Consider the following 20845-nt stretch of genomic DNA (forward strand, 5'->3'; position numbering starts at 1 on the left):
CATCCGGTACATCCGCCGGACCGGGTCACCGCGGCGGCAGGACGAGCTCGAAGATCGCGCCGCCCTCGTCGGCGTTGTAGACGTTCAGCGCGCCGCCGTGCGCCTGCGCCACCCAGCGGACGATCGCCAGTCCGAGGCCGGTGGAGCCGCTGCCGGTGCGGAACCGGTCGAACACCTCGGCCGCCAGCGCGGGGTCGACGCCGGGGCCGTGGTCGGCGACGGTGACCCGCCCGCCCGCGACGGTGATGTGCACGACCGCCTTGGCGTAGGGCTGGCGGCCGTGGCGCAGCGCGTTGTCCAGCAGGTTGCCGATCGCGCGCTGCACGAGTCCCGGGTCGGCCATCACCTGGGTGGGGGCGGCGGTCAGGGTGATCGACGCGCCGTCGGCGGGCGTCTCGTCCACCACGACGGACACCAGCTGGTCGAGCCAGATCGGCTGGATCGCGAGGTCGTCGACGCCCGCGGCGAGCCGGGCGCGCACCAGCAGGCTGTCGATGATCCCGCCCATCCGGCCCGCGAGGCGGACGGTGCGGGGGAGCAGTTCCGGGCTCTGCTCCGGGTTGCGCAGCGCGCTCTCGGCCAGCGCCCGCAGCGCCGCGATCGGGGTGCGCAGGTCGTGCGCGGTCTCGGCCAGCAGCACCTCCTGCTGGCTCAGCGCGGTGACCGCCGGCTTGATCGCCCGCCCGGACAGCACGTGCCCCGCCCCGGCGAGCAGCAGCAGCGTCAGCAGGCAGCCGCCCGCGACGAGCAGCGTGAACCCGTCGTGCCGAGCCTCCTCGGCCTCGGCGTCGGCCCACGCGATCACCGCGCCGATGTACTGGCCGGTCGGGGCGCGGACCGGTTCGGCGAACAGCAGGACGAGGTCGCCGTCGACATCGTGCTCGTACGCCGACAGCGTCTTGTCCACGTCCACCGCCTCGCGCGCGTAGCCCGCGAGCGTCGCCGCGGGCACGTCCGGGCACGGGGCCGGGCTGGTGTAGGTCGGGAAGGTGGCCGCGCCCGCGCTGACCACGGCGAACCTCGGGCACCGGTCGTTGAGCGTGTCCTTCTTGACCTCGCTGAAGTGCATGGTGCCGTCCACGTAGACGAGCAGCCTGCTGATGACGCTGGTGACCCGGTGCAGCTCGGCGTCGATGCGGTCGCGCCCCCGGTCGCGGTCGGTGTCGACGATGACCACCGCGAGCACGATCAGGCCCGCGGTGTTGAGCACGGTGAACAGGACCGTGAGCACCAGCCGCAGCCTGCGCAGCCGGTCGGCGGCGGAGCGGGGCCTCACGCGGTGGCCAGCCGGTAGCCGCGGCCGCGGATGGTGTGCACCAGCCCGGGTTCGTGCAGCTTGTCCCGCACCCGCTTGATCACCTTGTCGACCACATTGGACATCGGGTCGGTGCCGTCGTCCCAGCAGTGCTCGATCAGCTCGCTGCGGGTCACCACCTGCTCGGGGCGGATCGCCAGGTACTCCAGGACGGCGAACTCCTTGCGCGACAGCGAGATCAGCGTGCCCGCGCGGCGCACCTCCCGGCGGGCGCAGTCGACCTCCAGGTCGGCGTACCGCAGCACCGGGGGCCGCGCGCCCGCGCGCCTGCACAGCATCCGCACGCGCGCGGCCAGCTCCGCCATGGCGAACGGCTTGACCAGGTAGTCGTCGCCGCCGTGGGCGAAGCCGTCGACCCGGTCGCCGACGGCGGCCAGGGCGGTCAGGAACAGCACCGGCGTCGTCCAGCCCCGCTGCCGCCCGGCGCGCACGAAGTGCAGGGCGTCGCCGTCGGGCAGCATGCGGTCGAAGACCACGCAGTCGTAGGCCGCGGCCCGCAGGGCGAGGTCGGCCTCGCCGATCGACCGCGCCGCGGTGACGACGGCCCCGTGCGCGCCGAGTTCGGCGCAGACGGCGACCCGGAGATCCTCGTCGTCCTCGACGACCATCACCCGCATGGCGTGCCCCAGAGTGTCATCGAATCCTCATATCTCCTGGTCGATCGTAGGGGCAGCACGGCGTGACGACGCCGACGGATGGAGGAGTGATGCTGTTCCACGTGCTCGGCCCGGTCGAGGTCCGCACCCCGGAGGGGGTGGTGCTCGACCAGCGCGCCCGCAAGCCCGCCACCGCGCTGGCCACGCTGTTGGCGCACGCTAACGCGTGGGTGCCGACCCCTCGGCTGATCCGGGCGATCTGGCCGGAAACGGCCACGCCGACGTCCGTCGAGGCCAACCTCAAGACCTACGTCTGGCGGCTGCGGCGCACCCTGCCCGCCCCGGCCTGCGGCGTGCGCATCGACAGCCGTCCCGGGGCCTACCGGCTGCGCGTGGACCCGGGCGAGCTGGACTCCGAGGTGGCAGCGTGCCGGGCGGCCGAGGCGCGGCAGGCGGCGCGGCGCGGCGATCACGCTGCCGCGGCGGCGCTGTGCCGCCAGGCGCTGGGACTCTGGCGCGGCGAGCCGTACGGCGGGCTGGCCGTCGCCGAGCCGCTGCTGCCCGAACTCGACGAGCTGCGCTGGGCACTGCGCTCGGCGTACGCCGAGGCGTGCGCCGCCCTGGGGCGGGTGCGCGAGGCCGACGCCGCGCTGCGCGAGCTCACCGACGACGACCCGCTGCGCGAGGAGCCCTGGGCGCGCTGGGTGCGGCTGCTGACCGACGCGGGCCGCGCGAGCGCCGCGCTCTCGGTCTACGCCAGGGCCCGCGCGGTGCTCGCCGAGGAACTGGGCGTCGAGCCCGGCCCCGCCCTGCGCGCCGCGCACGCCGCCGCGCTGCGCTCGACCGCCCGCGACCCGGCCCGCGTCGCCTGACCCCGCCCGCCACCGACCGAATGGAGCACACGATGTCCGACGCACGCACGGCTTGTCCCGGGAGGCTGGCATGAGCGTCCTCGCCCTCGACCCGCCCGTCTCCCGGCACACCGGGGTCGACGCGCTGCTGGCCACCGCGGACCGCGAGGTCCTGCTCATGACGTCCACGGCCCCCGCGGTGCGCCGCGTCGACCAGGCCAACCTGCGCCGCGGCGTCCGCTACCGCGTCCTCGCCCCCGACCAGGCCCGCACGGCCACCCTCCAGGCGCCGCGGCTGGCCGCGCTGTCCGTCGCCGGGGCCGCCACCCGCACCGTGCCCGACGTCCCCGCCGACGTGGTGGTCATCGACCGCGCGGTCGCGATCCTGCCCGACGGGGTGTTCCGCCTGCCGAGCGTCGTCACGGCGGTGATGGGCCTGTTCGACCGGGTCTGGGCGGCGGGGACCCCGCTGCTGGCCGACGACCTGCCCGACGACGGCGACCTCGGCCCACGCGAACGCGAACTGCTCGGGCTGCTGTGCGCGGGCTGCACCGACGAGACGGCCGCGGCGCGGCTGGGCGTCTCCGTGCGGACGGTGCGGCGCATGGTCGCCGACCTGATGCACCGGCTCGGCGCGCGCAGCCGCTTCCAGGCCGGGGTGAAGGCCGCCGACCGGGGCTGGCTGAGCGCGGCGGGGTGATCCACTACCGTGAGGCGGTGCGCATCCTGGTCATCGAGGACGACGCCGACCTGCGGCTGGCGGTCAGCAGCGCCCTGCGCGGCGCGGGGTTCGCCGTGGACGCCGTGGCCGACCTGCCCGCCGCCGACGAGGCGCTGGCCGTCAACGCCTACGACTGCGCCGTCTTCGACCGCATGCTCCCCTCCGGCGACGCGCTGGGCTACGTCCGCGCCCGCCGCGTCCCGGCGCCGGTGCTGTTCCTGACCGCGCTCGACAGCATCGCCCACCGCGTCGAAGGGCTCGAACACGGCGACGACTACCTGGTCAAGCCGTTCGCGCTGGACGAGCTGATCGCCCGCGTGCGCACCCTGTGCAGGCTCGGCCCGACCATGGCGCACGTGCCGCTGCGCTGCGGCGACCTGGAGATGGACGTGGCCCGCCACCAGGTCCGCCGGGGCGCCGTGCTGCTCGGCCTGACGGGCAAGGAGTTCGCGGTCCTGGAGCACCTGCTCGCCCACCAGGACCGCGTGGTCACGCGGGACGAGCTGCTCGCAGGCGTGTGGGACGCCTTGGTCCGGCCGGAGTCCAATGTGCTCGATGTGACGCTGTCCAGCCTGCGGCGCAAGCTGGGCGACCCGCCGGTGATCCACACGGTGCCGCGGGTCGGCTACCGCGTCCTGCCCGGCTAGACCTTCGCCACGTCCAGCACGGCCGCGCCGCCGTCGACGCCGAGCAGGTCGATGCGCAGGTTGTTGAGGATCGTGCCGCCGGACTGTCCCAACTCGACGGTGAACGCGGTGTTGTGGGCGGACATGGTGCAACTCTGCAGGCACGCGCCGCGGAAGCTGTTGCCGGTCGACTCGCCCGCGAGCGTGACCCGCGCGCCGTCGATGGACTGGACCCGGACCCCGCCGACGCCGGTCCCGGCCGGGATCGGCACGGCGCCGCCCTCCGCCACCCGGATGCCGTCCGGGGCGGCGGCCGTCGTTGTCGGCTTGGTCGTGGTCGGCTGGGCGGTGGTCGACTGGGTGGTCGGTTCGCTGGTGGTCGGGTCGGTGCTCGTCGGGGTGGTCCACGGGCGTGTCGTGGGCTGTGGGGGAGGGGTGGTCTGCGTGTCGGCGTGGGCGGCGAAGAGGTCGGGGATGGACCGGTCGCCGCAGCCTGCCAGGAGCAGCGTGGTCCCGGTGAGCAGCACTAGGCAATGACGGCGCATGGGTCGACGGTGCCACGCTTCGGCCGCGCCCACCGGCACACGGCCGGAACCGGCCACCGGTCGGGTGACCTCACCCGGGCAGGGCGACCCCGGTGAGGTCCGCGCAGAGGGAGAGCAGCCGCTCCTGCACGGCGATGTCGTACGCGGCCGGGTTGGCGCGCAGTTCCCGGCGGCGCTTGTAGTAGCGGCCGGTCGCCGTCGCGTCGGTGGCGGTGGCCAGCCAGACCTGGGTCTCCGCGCCCTCGGGCAGCTCGTCGGTCGCGTCCGGGCCGCCCAGCCTCGTCTTGATCCAGCCCGGGTCGACCGCGTTGCTGAGCACGCCCGGCCACCGCCGTGCCACCGCGAAGGCCAGGACGACGTCGAGGAGTTTGGAGTCGGAGTAGGCCTGCATGCCGTCCCACGGCTTGCGCTCGTACTGCGGGTCGTCGAGGTCGGCGACGCCGACGGACTCCAGGCCGGAGGTGAGGTAGACCAGCCTGCGCGGCCGCGGCATGAGGGCGGTGAGCAGGTACGGGGCGAGCACGTTGACCTGGAACAGCAGCTCGATCCCGTCCTCGGTCACCGCCCGCTCGGCGCGTCCGCCGCCGAGTCCGGCGTTGTGGATCACGACGTCGAGCGGGCCGTGCGCGGCGGCGGCGTGGGCCAGCGCTCGGGTCTGGCGCAGCGAGGCCAGGTCGCCGACGACGCACGCCGCGCCGGGCGCCGCGGTCCTCGCGTGCGCCGCGCGGTCCTCGTCCCGCGCGTGCAGCACCACGCGGTGGCCCGCGGCCGCCAGCGTCGCCGCCGTCTCCCGGCCGATGCCGTCCGCCGAACCCGTGACCAGCACGCTCGCCATGTGCGCTCCACCCCAATCCGGTTGCCGTCGGCCAGCCTACGGCGCATTGTGGGAACGCTCTCAACAAGGGGGAACGCGTGTCAGCACTCCAGGTCGGCCGGTCGTCGGCGGTCGTCGCGGTCGCGGCGCTCGGGTTGGCGCTGTTCACGCTGGTGATCACCGAGAACCTGCCGATCGGCCTGCTGCCGTTGATCGCAGCGGACCTCGACGTGTCGCTGACCGCGGTCGGCCTGCTGGTCACCGGGTACGCCGCGGTCGTGGTGGTCGCCTCGGTCCCGCTGACCCGGTGGGTCCGCCGCATACCCCGCCGCACGCTGCTCACCGGGCTGCTGACCGTCTTCGTGGCGGCGTGTTGGCTGTCGACCATCGCGCAGAACTACTGGCTGCTCATGGCGGCCCGGCTGGTGATCGCGCTGGTGCACGCGGTGTTCTGGGCCGTGGTGACGGCGACGGCGGCCGGGCTGTTCCCGGCCCGGGTGCGCGGCAAGGTGATCGCCGGGCTGTTCGCCGGGCCGTCGCTGGCGATGGTGGCGGGCGTGCCGCTGGGCACCTGGCTGGGCCAGCAGGCGGGCTGGCGGACCGCGTTCCTCGTGGTGAGCGCCGTCGGGCTCCTGGCGCTGGTGACGATCGCGGCGGCCCTGCCGAACGTGCGCCCGGAGGACAACCACGCCTCGACCGGCACGTCCCCGGACGCCCGGCGGTTCCGGATCCTCGTCGTCACCGTCGCGCTGGTGGTGACCGGCGTGTTCGCGCAGTACACCTACGTCACGGCGTTCTTCACGCAGGTGAGCGGGTTCGCCGAGGCGGCGGTGAGCCTGGTCCTCTTCGCGGGCGGCGCGGCAGGGGCGGTGGGAAACGTCCTCTCCGGCGCCGTCCTGGACCGCTGGCCGCGTGCCGTGCTGGTGCTCTCCGTGGCGCTGCAGGTGGTGGTGCTGTTGGGCCTCTACGCCTTCGGCCCGGTGAAGGTGGTTGCGGTCGGGTTGCAGGCGCTGTCCGGGTTCGCCATGGCTTTCATGGTGACGGCGTTGCAGAGCCGCATCCTGGAGGTCGCGCCGGGCAGCACGGAGGTGGCGTCCGCGGCCAGCTCGGCGGCGTTCAACGTCGGCATCGGCGGGGGAGCGCTCCTCGGCGGCGTCCTGCTGCCGCTGGCGGGCGTGCGCCCGGTCGCATTGGTGGGCGGCCTCGTCGCGGCGGTCGGCCTGCTGGTGCTGTCGCGCGAGTAGCTAGTGCTGCTCGCCCTCGAAGTCATGCGTCGCCCGGTTGGCGAGGGCGACCATCAGCACGCAGGCCAGCAACCCGAGCGCGTGCAGCACCAGCACCGGCCACCTGGCGCCCAGCGGGTCGTCCGGGTCGTCGGCGATGAGCGCCACGATGTCGTAGGCCAGCAGCCCGGCGAACGCGATCATCCCGAACAGCCCGGCCATCCGCGCCCCGTTGCGCAGCGCGGCGAACAGCGCGAGCGCGCCCATGATCAGGTGGATGACGCTGAGCAGCGTCGACCCCCCGAACGACACGTCGGTCCGATCCGCCGTGCCCTCCGGCACGGGGGCGAACCCGCTCAGCCCGATCTGGGCCAGCCCGATGATCCCGAAGGTCAGCAGGGCCGCACCCAGCAGCCCGCACAGCACGCGCGCCCCCGTGCCCCGACCGTTCGTCACGTGACCCTCAGCTCGTCGACTCACGACCCTGGAGTGCCCGCGATGCGGCCCCACTAACCCCGCGTCAGATGTTCCAGAGCTGCCCGGCGCTGTTGGCGAAGACGCAGGAGTTGCCGTAGGTGCGGGTGTAGTCGACGATCCCGTCGCCATACCACCCGACCGCCCGAACCGTCACCGGCTCGTAGTGCATTGGACAAACCCGCGTCATCTCTCGATCGGCCGCCGCGATATCGCCGCTGGCGCCATACAGCTCCGCACAGGCCCCCTCGGGGTTCCGGTGCTGCCCACCAATGGGTGAACAGCTCAACGACCCGACGGCGAAGGTGTTGTCGTAATAGGTCACGCTCAACGCCAACCGAACCTCCGGCCCACTCTCGGCCAAAGCAGGCACAGCGGCCGCCACCAGCATGGATGCGGTGGCGGCGAGGATGCGGAACATCGTTCTCCTCAGGTTTTTCCGACAAGCGGCTGTCACCCCCGACATTAATCCCCCGCCCCGCCCGGTGCAGCGTGATCAACCTCTAAATGCTAAACACTCTAAAAATGTAACTCCGTCCGCGCGGGAATTAAGTTAACAGTATTCCGCCCGCCGTGAGCGCTGACTGCTGGAAACACTCCGACAGCCGCCACCGTTGACCTAACCGACAATCGCGACCAGCGAAGGCGGCACCCGATGACCGCCGACCCGACCAAACCGCCCCGCGACCCGCCATCGCCATCCGGCATCCCGACTCCGCCCGCAAGGCGACCAGGCTCGACCGGGAGGTGCTGGCCGACTTCCTGGACCGGCCCGACGAGATGCGCGCCGCGGCCCAGCGGATCCGGGAAGGCGTGCGCGCCGGGGAGTTCGACGGCCTTCCGGACCTCGACTCCGTCGAATCCGACGATGAAGGCGCGTTCGAGGGACGGCTGCTCCTGCTCAGGCACAAAGCCCGCGAGCGCGACCCGAAGCTGCGGCGTCGGAAGATCGAGAAGGTGCTCGCCGAGCACGGCAAGCTGGAGTGCGAGGTCTGCTCGTTCGACTTCGAGCGCACCTACGGCGACCGCGGGCACAGGTTCGCCGAGGTCCACCACGTGGTGCCGCTGCACGTGTCCAACGCGACCACGACCAGGCTCGCGGACCTGGCCGTCCTCTGTGCCAACTGCCACCGCATGATCCACCGAAAGCGGTGGATCACCCCGGATGAGCTGCGCGCGCTGGTGCGGGCGCGGCTAGAGCTGTCCTGACCGGAACTTGTCGAGGATGCGCCGCTCCCGCTTGGTGGGCCTGCCCGCGCCTCGATCGCGGCGGGCGACGGGGATGGCGGCCTCCGGCGGTGGGGCGGGGGTCCGGTCGATGAAGCAGGTCGCCGCGTCCGCGGCGCCGACGCGTTTCTGGATGACCCGCACGACCTCCACCACCCGCGTCACGTCGCCGACGCGGGCGCGAATCTCGTCGCCGGGGGAGACGGTGGTGGCGGGCTTGACCGGGCGGTCGTTGACCCGCACGTGACCACCCCGACAGGCGGCCGCGGCGTCCGGGCGGGTCTTGGTCAGTCGGACCGCCCACAACCAGCGGTCCACGCGCGTGGATTCCACCGCACCATGATGCCAGCGGCGCCCGACACCGCCCGCCATCCAGCGCACCGCGGATGCAGGCCGTCACCATCCAGCGAACCACCGCCAAACAGACGCCGCCGCTGAGCAGGCTGGCGCTGCCGAGTGGACCAGCCTGCGGTGTGGACCCGTTGCCGAGTAGACGCCGCTGCGGAGCGGGCCGCCGCTGCTCGGTCAGCTGGTGCCGAGTGGACTACCGCGAGCGGGTGGAGCGCCGCTACCGAGTGACCCGGTGCCGAGTGGCCGCCGCTGCCGAGCGGGCCGGTGCCGAGTGACCCGGTGCCGAGTGGCCGCCGCTGCCGAGCGGGCCATCACCGCGCGGGTTACCGCCACTGGGCTGGGCCAGCGCGGGCCGGGCGGTCCGGTGCCGAGCGGACTGGCGCCACCGTGCGAACCGCCGCCCGGGCGGGTTGGCGCCGAGCGGACCGCCGCTGCCGTGCGGACCGTCGCTCGGGCGGGCCGAGGCCGAGCGGACGTCCGATGCCGAGTGGACCGGCGCTGCTGAACGGACCATTGCCCGAGCGGGCCAGCGCTGCCCAGGGACCGGCGCACCCGCCGCACCGCCACTGCTCAGCGGGCCGTCGCGTCAGTGCGCCGCCGCCATCGAACGAACTCACGCCACTCGCCGCACGGCTGGCACCCAACGTGCCGGGCTGCGGGGGATGGGGCGCTGCCCGGCAAACCGCCGCTGCCCGGCGATCGCCCGTCAGCCAGCCGTCGCCACTCGCCGCACGGCAACGAGCGAATCGAGGCTTCGCCCCTCGTTCGGCGATGTCCGGATGCCGTGCAAGCCGCACTGCCGGAATTCGCGACGGCCTGTGGTGGTATCCGCCGAATCGTCGCCTGCGAACCACCGCCCACACCGCCCGCCGGCATCCAGCGATCCCCTTGCCGGCCACCACTCATCGCCACCACCGCTGGCCTGCCCGCCACCCTCCGCCACCACCCCCGCCGAGAAGCGCTGATCAACTCGATGATCGAAGGGCGTTACTCCATTTGGACCTTCACTTTTGTTCGACACATGCATAAGTTCAGGTCGTCAGGTCGAAACGTCATCCTGTAGGTACCAAAGTCAGGCAATACCGACAGTGAGATACGGACCGTAGCGGCAAAAGGCCATGAGGCGGTGGCCTGAGGCCGCGCGGGTCCTGCACGGCCATGTTCGTCGCGCCCCTGCGCAGACGCGGCGGATCGGGCCGCCCCACCCCCTATCCCCACCCCGGGTTCCGGCATGCCGTGAAACGGGTGAACGGAGACCACTATGGACTTTCCAGGCCGGTCGGTGAGCCGCCGCTCGATGCTCGCCGGGGCCGCCGTCGGGGTCGTCGCGCCCGCGGCGCTCGCCAGTTCCGCCGCGGCGCAGCCGCCCCAGAAGGGCGCCGTCCGCAAGATCACCATGTACGCCGAGGCGCTGCCCGGCGGGCTGTACGGCTACGGCCTCGCGCCCGGCCAGGCGAGTGTGCCCGGGCCGGTGTTGGAGATCTGGGAGGGCGACACCTTAGAGATCACCCTGGTCAACAACACCGACAAGCGCCTGTCGATCCACCCCCACGGCGTGGACTACAGCACCGAGTCCGACGGCAGCCCGCTCAACGACTCCTTCAACGACCCGGGCGAGACCCGCACCTACACCTGGCGCACCCGCCCCAACTTCAAGGCCCACGGCAACCTCTGGATGCCCGGCAGCGCCGGTTACTGGCACTACCACGACCACGCCATGGGCACCGACCACGGCACGGTGGGCCTCCAGAAAGGACTGTACGGCGCCCTCATCGTGCGCAGGCGCGGCGACCTGCTGCCCGACCGGCAGTTCACCTGCGTGTTCAACGACATGACGATCAACAACAAGGTAGCCCCGGACACCCCCATGTTCGAGGCCAACCACGGCGAGCGCGTCGAGTTCATCGCCATCGGGCACGGCAACCAGCCGCACACCTTCCACCTGCACGCCCACCGCTGGGCCGACAACCGCACCGGGATGCTGGAGGGCCCGAACGACCCGAGCCAGGTCATCGACAACAAGGACCTCAACCCCGGCGGCTCGTTCGGCTTCCAGGTGATCGCGGGCGAGGGCGTCGGCCCCGGCGCGTGGATGTACCACTGCCACGTCCAGTTCCACTCCGACGGCGGCATGGCGGGCGTGTTCCTCGTCCGCAACCGCGACGGCAGCATGCCGCCCGGCGCGCAGGAGGCGATCGACCGCTTCCGCCACCACCAGCACCACCCCCACTCCGCGCACAACTGAACCAGGCCGTCGACAAAGGAGTTGAGGCATGAGACCGCAGGTCCTCCTCGCCGCGACCGTGACGCTAGGCGCGACCCTGACGCCGCTCGCCGTCGCGGCCGAACCCGAGGCGCCCCCACCCGCGGGCGTCTCCGTGCTGGTCTTCCACGGACCGGCCGCCGAACAGAAAGACCCCGTGGAGAAGGCCGCCGCCGCCATCGCCCAGATCGGCGCGGCGAACGGCATCGGCGTCGACAGCGCGTCGGACCCGGCCGTCTTCACCGCCGCGAACCTCGACCGCTACCGCGGCGTCGTGTTCCTCTCCGCCGAGGGCGTGACCCTCGACCGCGGCCAGGAGAGCGCGCTGCGGGACTACATGGCCGACGGCGGCGGCTTCCTCGGCGTGTCCGACGCGGCCAAGGCCCAGGACGAGTCCGACTGGTTCACCGGCCTCATCGGCACCCGCCCGGTCGGCAGCCGCCCGACGCCGGAGACGGTCGCCAAGGTGAGCGCCAGCGCGGAGAACCCGCCGCAGGAGACCAAGGACAAGCTGGTCGACGGCGACGAGAACACCAAGTGGCTGACCTTCGCCCGCACCGGCTGGGTCACCATGGAGCTGGCCGAGCCGACCGCCGTGGCCCGCTACTCGCTGACCTCGGCCAACGACTTCCCCGGCCGGGACCCCAAGGACTGGACGCTGAGCGGCTCCACCGACGGGCAGAACTGGACGGAGCTGGACAAGCGCACGGGGGAGGCGTTCTCCGACCGGTTCCAGACCCGCGAGTTCGAGCTCGCCAACACCACCGCGTACAAGTACTTCAAGCTCGACATCACCGCCAACCACGGTGAGCCGCTGATCCAGCTCGCCGACTTCCTGCTGTTCCGCAAGGACCCGGCGCCGACGCCCGAGCCCGAGGTGGCCGAGTCGGTGGTCAACCTCGTCGACCGGCAGCACCCGGCCAACCAGGGCATCCCGGTCAAGTGGACCCGCGCGGACCGCTGGCTGAACTGGGAGCCCAACCCGATCGGCACGGTGCACACCGTCGCGCAGGTCGAGGAGCGCCACTACGACCCGGGCCAGGGCGCCAACGGCGCGTTCCACCCGGTGTCCTGGTGCCGCGACTACGAGGGCGGCCGCTCCTTCTACACCGGCATGGGCCACACCGAGGCGGGCTACGGCGAGGAGAACTTCCGCAAGCACCTGCTCGGCGCCCTGCAGTGGACCACGGGCATCGTCCGGGCCGACTGCCAGGCGACCATCGCCGCGAACTACAAGGTCGAGCGGCTGACCGCGCAGAACAAGCAGGGCCAGCTCGACCAGATCGGCGAGCCGCACGGCATGGACATCGCGCCCGACGGCACCGTGTTCTACATCGGCAAGGCGGCCTGCCCCAGCGGCCCGATCGTGCCGTGGGAGAACCCGAAGGTCGGTCTGGGCTGCGGCACCATCCACACCTGGGACCCCGACACCAAGAAGGTCTCGCTGCTGACCACGCTCGAGGTCATGGGCAACCGCGGCAGCGGGTCCGAGCTGGTCAAGAACGAGGAGGGCCTGGTCGGCATCGCGCTCGACCCGGACTTCGCCGACAACGGCTGGGTCTACGTCTACTGGATGCCGCACGAGTCCATCGACCGCGACAAGCGGATCGGCAAGCGCACCATCTCCCGCTTCACCTACGCCGACGGGACGATCGACCAGGCGACCCGGGTGGACCTGCTGGAGTGGGACGCGCAGATCCACAGCTGCTGCCACGCGGGCGGCGGCATGGCCTTCGACAAGGACGGCAACCTCTACATCGGCTCCGGCGACAACAACTCGTCGCAGGGTTCCGAGGGGTACTCGGGCAACAACTGGACCGCCGAGTACAAGGGCGTGTCCTTCCAGGACGCGCGCCGCACCTCGGGCAACACCAACGACCTCAACGGCAAGATCCTGCGGATCCACCCCGAGGCCGACGGCAGCTACACCATCCCCGAGGGCAACCTGTTCCCCGAGTCCGCGGACCCGGGCGACAAGACCCGTCCCGAGATCTACGTGATGGGCGTGCGCAACATCGCCCGGCTCGACATCGACCCGGTGCACAACTGGCTGACCGCGGGCTGGGTCGGTCCGGACGCGTTCGCGCCCAGCCCCGAGCTCGGCCCGGCCAAGTACGAGACGGCGACCATCATCACCGAGTCGGGCAACCACGGTTGGCCGTACTGCATGGGCAACCGCCAGCCGTACCGGGACCGCAGCAACACTGACGCCAGCGTGCTCACCGGCTGGTACGACTGCGACAACCCGAAGAACAACTCTCCGCGCAACACGGGCCTGGTGGACCTGCCGCCGGTCAAGGACAACATGATCTGGTACTCGCCGGGCGGCGGCGGGCCGATCTTCCCCGACCGCGGTGACGGCATCCCGACCTACAAGGACGAGGACGCCATCTACACCCAGCCGTACCTGCGTGGCGGCGGCCAGGCCGTCATGTCCGGCCCGACCTACCAGCGCGAGCTGGTCGACACCGACAGCGGCGTCGCGTGGCCGGAGTACTGGGACGGCAAGTGGTTCATCGGCGACCAGTCGAACTCGGCCAACCGCATCGCGGTCACGGTCGACCCGAAGGGCGTCCCGGCGCAGGCGCCGCCGCTGTTCGCCGAGACGCTGCGGCAGATCATCCCGGGCGGGCGGAGCGACACGTCGCTGCAGAGCTGGATGGACGCCAAGTTCGGTCCCGACGGCGCGCTCTACCTGCTCGACTACGCGGGCGGCTTCTTCAGCCTCGACTCCAACCAGAAGCTGATCCGGATCACCTACACCGGCGGCCCGGCCACCCCCGCGCCGACCGCGACCGCGGTCAACGTGCAGAACAAGCCGATGGACGTCCAGTTCACCGGCGAGCGCTCCGGCGGCCTGTCCTACCACTGGGACTTCGGCGACGGCACGACGTCGACCGAGCCCAACCCGCGCCACACCTACGCCCGCCTCGGCGAGTACACCGCGGTCCTGACCGTGAAGTACGCCGACGGCACCACGGGCACGGCGCGCGTGGAGGTGACGGTGGGCTGCGCGGTGCCGGACGACCGGGACACCGTGTGGCTGCGCGACAGCGACACCGGCCTGCCGAACAAGGACGTCGGCCACGGCTGCACGATCAACGACCTCATCGACGACGAGTCCGCCTGGGACAGCCACGGCGCGTTCGTCAGCCACGTCACCGAGGTCGCCAACCTGCTGAAGAAGGACGGCGTGATCACCGGGCGCGAGCACGGCGCGCTGACCAAGGCCGCCGCCAAGTCCGGGATCGGCAAGCCCGGCGACACCGGCTACGTGGCGATCTTCGACGGCACCTCGCTGGAGGGCTGGTCGATGGCCCCGTCCGGGGAGTTCCACATCCAGCCGGACGGCGCCCTGCGCCCGACCGGCGGGCTCGGAATGCTCTGGTACGACGCGAAGCAGTTCGGGGACTTCTCGCTGAAGCTGCAGTTCCGCGACGTCGCCCCGGACCCGCACCGGGCCAACAGCGGGGTGTTCGTCCGGTTCCCCGACCCGCGCACACCGCTTGACCAGCGGCCCGAGGACAGCTGCGGCACCTTCGGCTCGGCCAGGACGTCGCAGGCGTGGGTGGCCATCTACTGCGGCCACGAGATCCAGATCTACGACGGGACCTCCGGCGAGCCGCAGAAGACCGGGTCGGTCTACAACTTCGACCCGGTGGGCATGGAGCAGGCGGGCGCGACGCCCAAGGGCGAGTGGAACGACTACGAGATCCGGGTCGTCGGGCAGCACTACACGATCGTCCGCAACGGCGTGGTGATCAACGAGTTCGACAACACCCCGGGCAAGCAGTCGTCGCGGGCCGGTGACCCGCCCACGGACCTGCGGCAGTTCGCCGAGGGCTTCATCGGGCTGCAGAACCACGGCAACAACGACCTCATCGAGTTCCGCAACATCCGGGTGCGGCAGCTGTAGGCCGCGGCGGTGGGGGCGGGTCCGCCCGCCCCCACCCTGGTTGGGAGACACAATGCATCGTCAGAGATCACTGATAGCCGCGCTCATCGCGGCGCTGGTCGCGCTCTGGGTCGTGCCCGCGTCGGCCCAGGCCGAGCAGGTGCTGACCTGGACCGCGGACAACGGCGTGACCAGCTACAAGTCCGCCCCGGCCACGGCGACCGCCGGACCGGCGACCATCGTCTTCGAGAACAGCCTGGCCACCGGCAACACGACCGGCATGCCGCACACCCTCACCTTCGACACCTCGACGCCGGGCTACAACCACGACGTCGCCCTGGACATCATCGCCAACCCGTTCGACGCCAGCGGCGGGCGGCACCAGGCGCAGGTGACGCTCAGCCCGGGCAAGTACCGCTACTTCTGCGCCATCCCCGGGCACGGGCAGATGGTCGGGGAACTCGTCGTCACCGACGGCGGTGGCGGCGACACCACCCCGCCCACGGTGACCGCGTCGGTCACCGGGGACCGCGACGCCGAGGGTAACTACCGGGGCGCCGCGACCGTGACCGTGTCCGCAGCGGACGAGGGCTCCGGGGTGGACACCATCGAGTACAACCTCGACGGCGGGCCGTTCACGGCCTACACCGAGCCGGTGCTCGTGAACACCGTGGGCTCGCACATGGTGCACTACCGGGCGACCGACGTCGCGGGCAACGTGTCGGCCGAGGGCATGGTCTCGTTCACGGTGGTGGAGGACGCGGACACCACCGCGCCGACCGTGTCGGCGACGGTCACCGGGAACCAGGACGCGGCCGGTGACTACGTGGGCAGCGCGACCGTGACGGTGTCGGCCGAGGACGCGGGCTCCGGGGTGGCGTCGGTCGAGTACGAGATCGACGACACCGGCTTCCGGCCCTACACCGGGCCCGTCACCGTCACCGCCGTCGGCGACCACGCCGTGCAGTACCGGGCCACCGACGCCGCGGGCAACGTGTCGGAGACCGGGTCCGTGGCGTTCACGGTGGTCGAGCCCGTCGAGGAGGACACGACCGCTCCTGCGGTCTCGGCCGCGGTGTCGGGCAACCAGGACGGCTCGGGCGCCTACATCGAGCGGGCGACCGTCACGGTGACGGCGTCGGACGAGCAGTCGGGCGTGGCGTCGGTGGAGTACGAGCTGGACGGCGCGGCCTGGATGGCCTACACCGCTCCGGTGTCGGTCGCCGCTGTCGGCGAGCACACCGTGCGGTACCGGGCCACCGATGGTGCTGGCAACGTCTCGTCCATCGGGACGGTGACCTTCGCCGTCGTCGAGCCCGCGCCGGTGGACACGACGCCGCCGACGGTGTCGGCCGTTGTGTCGGGGGAGCGGAACGACACCGGCGCGTATGTGGGCAGTGCGCTGGTGACCGTGACCGCCGAGGACGTCGAGTCGGGCGTCGCGGGCGTGGAGTACAACCTCGACGGCGGGCCGTTCGTGGCGTACACCGAGCCGGTGCTGGTGAACGCGGTGGGCTCGCACATGGTGCACTTCCGCGCCACGGACAACGCGGGCAACACCTCCGGCGAGGGCATGGTGGCGTTCACCGTCGCCGCGCCGCCGGTCGAGGACACGACGCCGCCGGAGGTGGTGGCCGTGGTGTCGGGGGAGCAGGACGCCTCCGGCGCGTACGTGGGCAGCGCTTCCGTCACCGTGACGGCGACGGATGCCGGGACGGGCGTGGACACCGTGGAGTACAACCTCGACGGCGGCCCGTTCATGGCGTACACCGGTCCGGTGGTCGTGAACGCGGTCGGGTCGCACATGGTGCACTTCCGGGCCACGGACCTGGCGGGCAACACCTCCGCCGAGGGCATGGTGGCGTTCACCGTCGTCGAGCCCGCGGAGGAGGACACGACCGCGCCGACCGTGGCCGCCGTGGTGTCGGGCAACCAGGACGGCACGGGCGCCTACATCGACAGCGCGACGGTCACGATCACGGCCGAGGACACCCACTCGGGCGTGGCGACGATCGAGTACTCGACCGGCGGCGAGTGGGCGGCCTACACCGGCCCGCTCACCATCGGCGAGGCGGGCGAGCACACCGTCCGCTACCGCGCGACGGACGTCGCGGGCAACGTGTCGGAACCGGCGACGGTGACGTTCACGGTGGTCGACCCGGGCACGGACGACTGCGCCGACTCCGACACCCGCGCCACCGTCATCATCGACGGCGACGACACGGGTGTGGCCAATGTGGACACCGGTCACGGCTGCACGGTCAACGACCTGATCGCCGAAACCGCCACCTACGCCAACCACGGCGCCTTCGTCACCCACGTGGACCGGGTCACCGCCGCCTTGGTGGCCGACGGCGTCCTCACGAAGCAAGACCGCACCCGCATCGTCCGCGCGGCAGCAAGGTCCAACATCGGCAAGGCCTGACGCTCCGACCTGAGCCGCCACAACCACAACTGAACGAACACCCGCGGCGCCGTCGACGACCTCCCAGGTCCCGACGGCGCCGCTTCCATGTCCACCCGACGCGCCTCGCGATCCGAGGCACCCCTGTTCCTGTCCCCTGCCCTCAATTTATCCGTTTCACTATTTACTATCAAGATAATGTCTTGTTCGCCTAAGTGCGAGAGGGGAGGAGGACCGGAGGAACACGGAGCTAACAAACAAACGCCAGGATGGGGTGAGGGGGCCGCCGACGCGCTGCCAAGGCCCTCGCCGGAACGCAGTAGGGGACCGCCGGACGTAGCCACCTCGGCGCCCGACCCTTGCTCGATCCCGCCATTGCTGGCGAAGGCCCCATCGGCGGAACGCGGTGAGGAACTGGCTGGCGCAAGCACCGGGGCGCTTGGCCGTCGTGTGGTTGACGATGGAGCGGGCGGGCCGGGTCGCCCTCGTGCTGGCCGCGCTTTCGGCGCGCATGGCCGCTCGTGATTCTCCCGCGCTGGGCGGACGCGCTGGCCTTGCAGCGTCGAAGTGCGGGGTTGATGTTCGTCCTGGCGGGTCACGCGGGCGGCGAGTTGGCCGGCACCCCCACCGGCCCGCTGCCGGACCGGAAACGCCAGCGCGGCGCCTGCCGGACCTTCGCCACGGTGGTTGCGTCGCTGCCTCTACGGCAGGTGCGGCCGTCCAGGCGAGTTAAGTCCCGCGACCGCCGAGCCACGGTGACACCGTATGCCTTTCCCGGGCACGCCCGAGGCCGTACCTCCATCACCGCCCCCGCCGACCCAGGGCACTTACTGGCCCGGCCCAACGCAGTCACCGACTCCGGCCCGACGCAGCCACGGACCCCGGCCCAACCGGCCACCGACTCCGGCCCAACCAGCCACCGGCCCCGGCCCAACCGGCCACCGGCCCCGACCCGGCGCAGCCACCGGCCCGGCCCATGGCACTCACCGGACCCGGTCCAACGCATTCACCGCTCGCCGACGCAGGACATCGAGCCGCTCCGCCGAGGCAGGGCATCCACCCGCCTCGACCCAGGCCATCTACCAGCCCCAGCGTGGGTGTTAGTCGAGTTTGCCGCCGCGGAGGCGGATGGTGAAGCCGTGCGGCGTGGTGATCAGGGCTACGTCGATGTCCAGTTGGTGGGTCAGCCAGAGGCCGAGGCCGCCCGCCTCCTTCACCACCGGCATGAGGCCCGCCAGGGGGTTCCGGGGGCCGGAGCCGGTGTCGGTCACGTGGACGACGACCCGGCCCGGGGTCGACCAGATGCGGATCGACGTCGGGGGTCGGCCGTGGATGATCGCGTTGGTCGCCGCCTCGGAGGCGCCGAAGACCAGGTCGTCGAGGATCTGGGCGGGGAGGTGGGGGCGGGCGGCCTGTTCGACGGCTCGGCGGGCCTGGACCGGGCTCGGGTTGGTGAGGTCGATGAGCGGGGGAGTGGACTCCAGCGGGTCCGCGGCGATGACCGGGGTCGGGTGCGCCTGCGTGTACCGGGCGTTCGCCTCGATCACCCCCGCGGGGGAGAGGAGCAGCGGGTGGGTCCGCTCGACGACCTCCCGGACGTACGGGCTGATCAGGGTGGCGTCGTAGAGGCAGGCGCTGAGGACGGGATAGGCGGACCAGACCGTGTTGACCGCCCACTCGTAGCGGTCCCAGCCCGCGAAGCGGCCGCCGTTGCCCTCGTGGGGGACGTCGCCCGCGATCCGGATCCGGGTCACGCCCCGCGCGAGGTGGTGCTCGAACAGGCGGCGGTAGTCGGCGATGGTCCTGGCCGGGGTGGAGTAGTGGCCGGGGCCGACGAAGACCACCGCGTCGGGCTCGGACAGCCAGGTGCGCAGCAGCGCGCTCTTGCGCTCGTCGTACCCGAGGACGACCGCCTCGCCCGCCGCCGTGCCCTCCTCGACGAACGGCACGATGAGCGCGCGGAACTCGGCGTCCGAGGCGTAGAACCCCGCCGTGTGGTGGTGCCCAGCCGTCATGCCTCGCCCACCGGGTCGACCCGCAGGTTGCGCAGGGTCATGATGTCCGACAGCCTTGCGGCGACCAGGCACGACGTCGACAGCACCGCGGTCGCCCCCACCTCGCCGAGCACGGCGTCGAGTCTGGCGAGGGCGCGGTGGTCGATGAAGACGAGCCCGCGCCCGTCGATGCGCAGGTCGCGGGCGGCGGACAAGGGCAGGGTGCGGCGCAGCGTGGTGGCGAACACCGCCACGCACGAGGCGTCCAACTCGCCGCTCAGGGCGAACTCCGATGGCCCATCGGCGTAGATTCGGAAGAGGCTGGACCCTGGATTGGTGAACGGGTGCAGGCAGACCAACTCGGTGGTCGCGGTCTTGTCCATCCGGCCGAGGTCGTAGCCGCACACGGTGGAGATCGGCAGGCTGCTCATCTTCTGGTCGATCAGGTACTCGAAGCGGGCGAACGCCGCGCGCTGCTCGGGGGTGAGGGCGGCGGCCGTGGCGTCCACGACCGCGCGCACCCCGGTGTAGCCCGCGTCGACGGCGGTCTCGACCGCGCGCACCTGCTTGTCCACCGACGCCACCGGGTCGACCACATCCCCGGCGAACTCGTAGAACTCCGCCACGGTCGCCACGCCGATGTCCGAGGTCGGGACACCGGACAGGCTCACCAGCTCGTCGCGCAGCGTGTCGCCGTCGCCGACGAACTCGATCCACTGCCCCTCGGCGACGCCGTCGATGATGTACTCCCGCGCCCGCGCCAGGAAGTCGGCCCGGTCCCGGTAGGCCCAGCCGAGGTGGCCGAACGGCCGCAGCCCGGCGGCCGAGTCGACGACGCCGTGTGCGCGCATACCGGCACGATACCGCGCCGACCCCCGATCAGACCCCGTCGACGATGGCGTACGCCCGCACCGGGAACGTCCCCATCCCGACCATCCCGACCGGCGCGGCGTGGAAGCGGAAACCGGCCGGGGACAGCCGGTCCAGGCCGCGCAGGTGCTCGATGATCGGGATGCCCGCCGCCAGCAGGGCGGTGTGCGTGGGCCGGGAGAGGTCGGCGAGGTCGTCGATGTTGACCGAGTCGATGCCCACCAGCGCGGGCTGCCGCTCGACCAGCCACTCGGCAGCGGCCGCGGTGACGAACGGGGCCTGCGCGCCGCCGTACTCCGGGGTGCGCCAGTGCCGGTCCCACCCGGTCCGCACGATCACCGCGCGGCCGGTCACGTCGAGGTCGGCGAACGCCTCCGGGCCGACGGCGCGGTCGGTCGCGTCGATGACGACGCCGTCGAGGTCGACGAGCCTGCTCAGGTCGAGCGCGGCGAGGTCGGCGCCGTCGGGGAAGCGGTGGAAGGGGGCGTCGAGGTAGGTGCCGGTGTTGGAGAGCATCGTGACGGTCCCGATCTGGAACTCGGTGCCCTCGGCGTAGCGGCCGCGCGAGTCGGCGCGGCTCAGGTGGTCGCCGATCACGGGACCGGGCAGGCCGGGGTAGGTGACCATGTTGTGCTCGACCGGGTGCGAGAGGTCGATGACGCGTGTGTTCACCGCC

General features: G+C 72.0%; 18 protein-coding genes. 8 read left to right on the forward strand and 10 right to left on the reverse strand.

Going from position 1 to position 20845, the window contains the following annotated elements:
- Window positions 1–25: 25 nt before the first annotated feature.
- Window positions 26–1276, reverse strand: a complete 1251-nt coding sequence (locus IEY98_RS31505; protein WP_189214352.1) for a sensor histidine kinase — start codon at window positions 1274–1276, stop codon at window positions 26–28.
- A complete protein-coding gene (locus IEY98_RS31510; RefSeq protein ID WP_229787821.1) occupies window positions 1273–1932 on the reverse strand; it encodes a response regulator transcription factor in 660 nt (219 codons plus the stop codon). Before IEY98_RS31510 ends, IEY98_RS31505 begins: the two co-directional genes overlap by 4 nt.
- 89 nt (window positions 1933–2021) lie before the next feature.
- Between IEY98_RS31510 and IEY98_RS31515 the strand changes: the two genes are divergently transcribed.
- The 3 genes from IEY98_RS31515 (at window position 2022) to IEY98_RS31525 (ending at window position 4130) form a co-directional block, all read left to right on the forward strand.
- Window positions 2022–2783, forward strand: coding sequence for an AfsR/SARP family transcriptional regulator (locus IEY98_RS31515; RefSeq protein ID WP_189214353.1), 762 nt, complete (start codon window positions 2022–2024; stop codon window positions 2781–2783).
- A 70-nt stretch (window positions 2784–2853) separates the two neighbouring features.
- Window positions 2854–3462 (forward strand): helix-turn-helix transcriptional regulator, encoded by a 609-nt coding sequence (locus tag IEY98_RS31520; RefSeq protein ID WP_189214354.1) that lies wholly within the window; start codon window positions 2854–2856, stop codon window positions 3460–3462.
- A 17-nt stretch (window positions 3463–3479) separates the two neighbouring features.
- Entirely contained in the window at window positions 3480–4130 is a 651-nt protein-coding gene (locus IEY98_RS31525) for a response regulator transcription factor (protein WP_189214355.1), read from the forward strand.
- On the opposite strand, the gene IEY98_RS31530 is transcribed toward IEY98_RS31525, so the two are convergent.
- Window positions 4127–4636 carry a hypothetical protein gene (locus IEY98_RS31530; RefSeq protein WP_189214356.1) on the reverse strand — a complete coding sequence of 170 codons (510 nt, stop codon included), beginning with the start codon at window positions 4634–4636 and terminating at the stop codon, window positions 4127–4129. The genes IEY98_RS31525 and IEY98_RS31530 overlap by 4 nt on opposite strands.
- Window positions 4637–4724: 88 nt before the next feature.
- On the reverse strand, window positions 4725–5489 hold the full coding sequence (locus tag IEY98_RS31535) for an SDR family NAD(P)-dependent oxidoreductase (RefSeq protein WP_189214357.1): 765 nt from the start codon (window positions 5487–5489) through the stop codon (window positions 4725–4727).
- A gap of 77 nt (window positions 5490–5566) precedes the next feature.
- On the opposite strand from IEY98_RS31535, the gene IEY98_RS31540 reads away from it, so the two are divergent.
- Window positions 5567–6712: an MFS transporter gene (locus IEY98_RS31540; protein ID WP_189214358.1), complete on the forward strand. Its 1146-nt coding sequence runs from the start codon at window positions 5567–5569 to the stop codon at window positions 6710–6712.
- Here the strand turns inward: IEY98_RS31540 and IEY98_RS31545 are convergent, their stop codons facing one another.
- Both IEY98_RS31545 and IEY98_RS31550 read right to left on the reverse strand, forming a co-directional pair.
- Window positions 6713–7147 carry a DUF4383 domain-containing protein gene (locus IEY98_RS31545; RefSeq protein ID WP_189214359.1) on the reverse strand — a complete coding sequence of 145 codons (435 nt, stop codon included), beginning with the start codon at window positions 7145–7147 and terminating at the stop codon, window positions 6713–6715.
- Between the two features lie 64 nt (window positions 7148–7211).
- Complete coding sequence (locus tag IEY98_RS31550; RefSeq protein ID WP_189214360.1) at window positions 7212–7586, reverse strand: SSI family serine proteinase inhibitor; 375 nt, start codon at window positions 7584–7586, stop codon at window positions 7212–7214.
- Window positions 7587–7912: 326 nt separating this feature from the next.
- Between IEY98_RS31550 and IEY98_RS31555 the strand changes: the two genes are divergently transcribed.
- Complete coding sequence (locus IEY98_RS31555) at window positions 7913–8374, forward strand: HNH endonuclease (RefSeq protein ID WP_229787823.1); 462 nt, start codon at window positions 7913–7915, stop codon at window positions 8372–8374.
- Here the strand turns inward: IEY98_RS31555 and IEY98_RS31560 are convergent.
- A complete protein-coding gene (locus tag IEY98_RS31560) occupies window positions 8360–8725 on the reverse strand; it encodes an RNA-binding S4 domain-containing protein (protein ID WP_189214361.1) in 366 nt (121 codons plus the stop codon). The genes IEY98_RS31555 and IEY98_RS31560 overlap by 15 nt on opposite strands.
- Window positions 8726–10004: 1279 nt before the next feature.
- On the opposite strand from IEY98_RS31560, the gene IEY98_RS31565 reads away from it, so the two are divergent.
- From IEY98_RS31565 to IEY98_RS31575, 3 genes are read left to right on the forward strand one after another with little or no spacing between them, the layout of a single operon-like run.
- Window positions 10005–10988: a multicopper oxidase domain-containing protein gene (locus tag IEY98_RS31565; RefSeq protein WP_229787825.1), complete on the forward strand. Its 984-nt coding sequence runs from the start codon at window positions 10005–10007 to the stop codon at window positions 10986–10988.
- 28 nt (window positions 10989–11016) lie between these two features.
- Window positions 11017–14922 carry a ThuA domain-containing protein gene (locus tag IEY98_RS31570; RefSeq protein WP_189214362.1) on the forward strand — a complete coding sequence of 1302 codons (3906 nt, stop codon included), beginning with the start codon at window positions 11017–11019 and terminating at the stop codon, window positions 14920–14922.
- A 52-nt stretch (window positions 14923–14974) separates the two neighbouring features.
- Entirely contained in the window at window positions 14975–17326 is a 2352-nt protein-coding gene (locus tag IEY98_RS31575; protein WP_189214363.1) for an OmpL47-type beta-barrel domain-containing protein, read from the forward strand.
- A gap of 1079 nt (window positions 17327–18405) precedes the next feature.
- Here IEY98_RS31575 and IEY98_RS31580 read toward each other — a convergent pair.
- Genes IEY98_RS31580 through IEY98_RS31590 form a run of 3 tightly spaced genes read right to left on the reverse strand, consistent with a single transcriptional unit; the run spans window position 18406 to window position 20841 of the window.
- On the reverse strand, window positions 18406–19320 hold the full coding sequence (locus tag IEY98_RS31580; protein WP_189214364.1) for an anti-sigma factor RsbA family regulatory protein: 915 nt from the start codon (window positions 19318–19320) through the stop codon (window positions 18406–18408).
- Complete coding sequence (locus IEY98_RS31585) at window positions 19317–20150, reverse strand: MEDS domain-containing protein (RefSeq protein WP_189214365.1); 834 nt, start codon at window positions 20148–20150, stop codon at window positions 19317–19319. The genes IEY98_RS31580 and IEY98_RS31585 overlap by 4 nt, the downstream gene beginning before the upstream one ends.
- 28 nt (window positions 20151–20178) lie before the next feature.
- Entirely contained in the window at window positions 20179–20841 is a 663-nt protein-coding gene (locus IEY98_RS31590) for a cyclase family protein (RefSeq protein WP_229787828.1), read from the reverse strand.
- Window positions 20842–20845 lie beyond the last annotated feature (4 nt).

Origin of the sequence: Actinokineospora fastidiosa (assembly GCF_014648415.1) — a bacterium.
Lineage (GTDB): Bacteria > Actinomycetota > Actinomycetes > Mycobacteriales > Pseudonocardiaceae > Actinokineospora > Actinokineospora fastidiosa.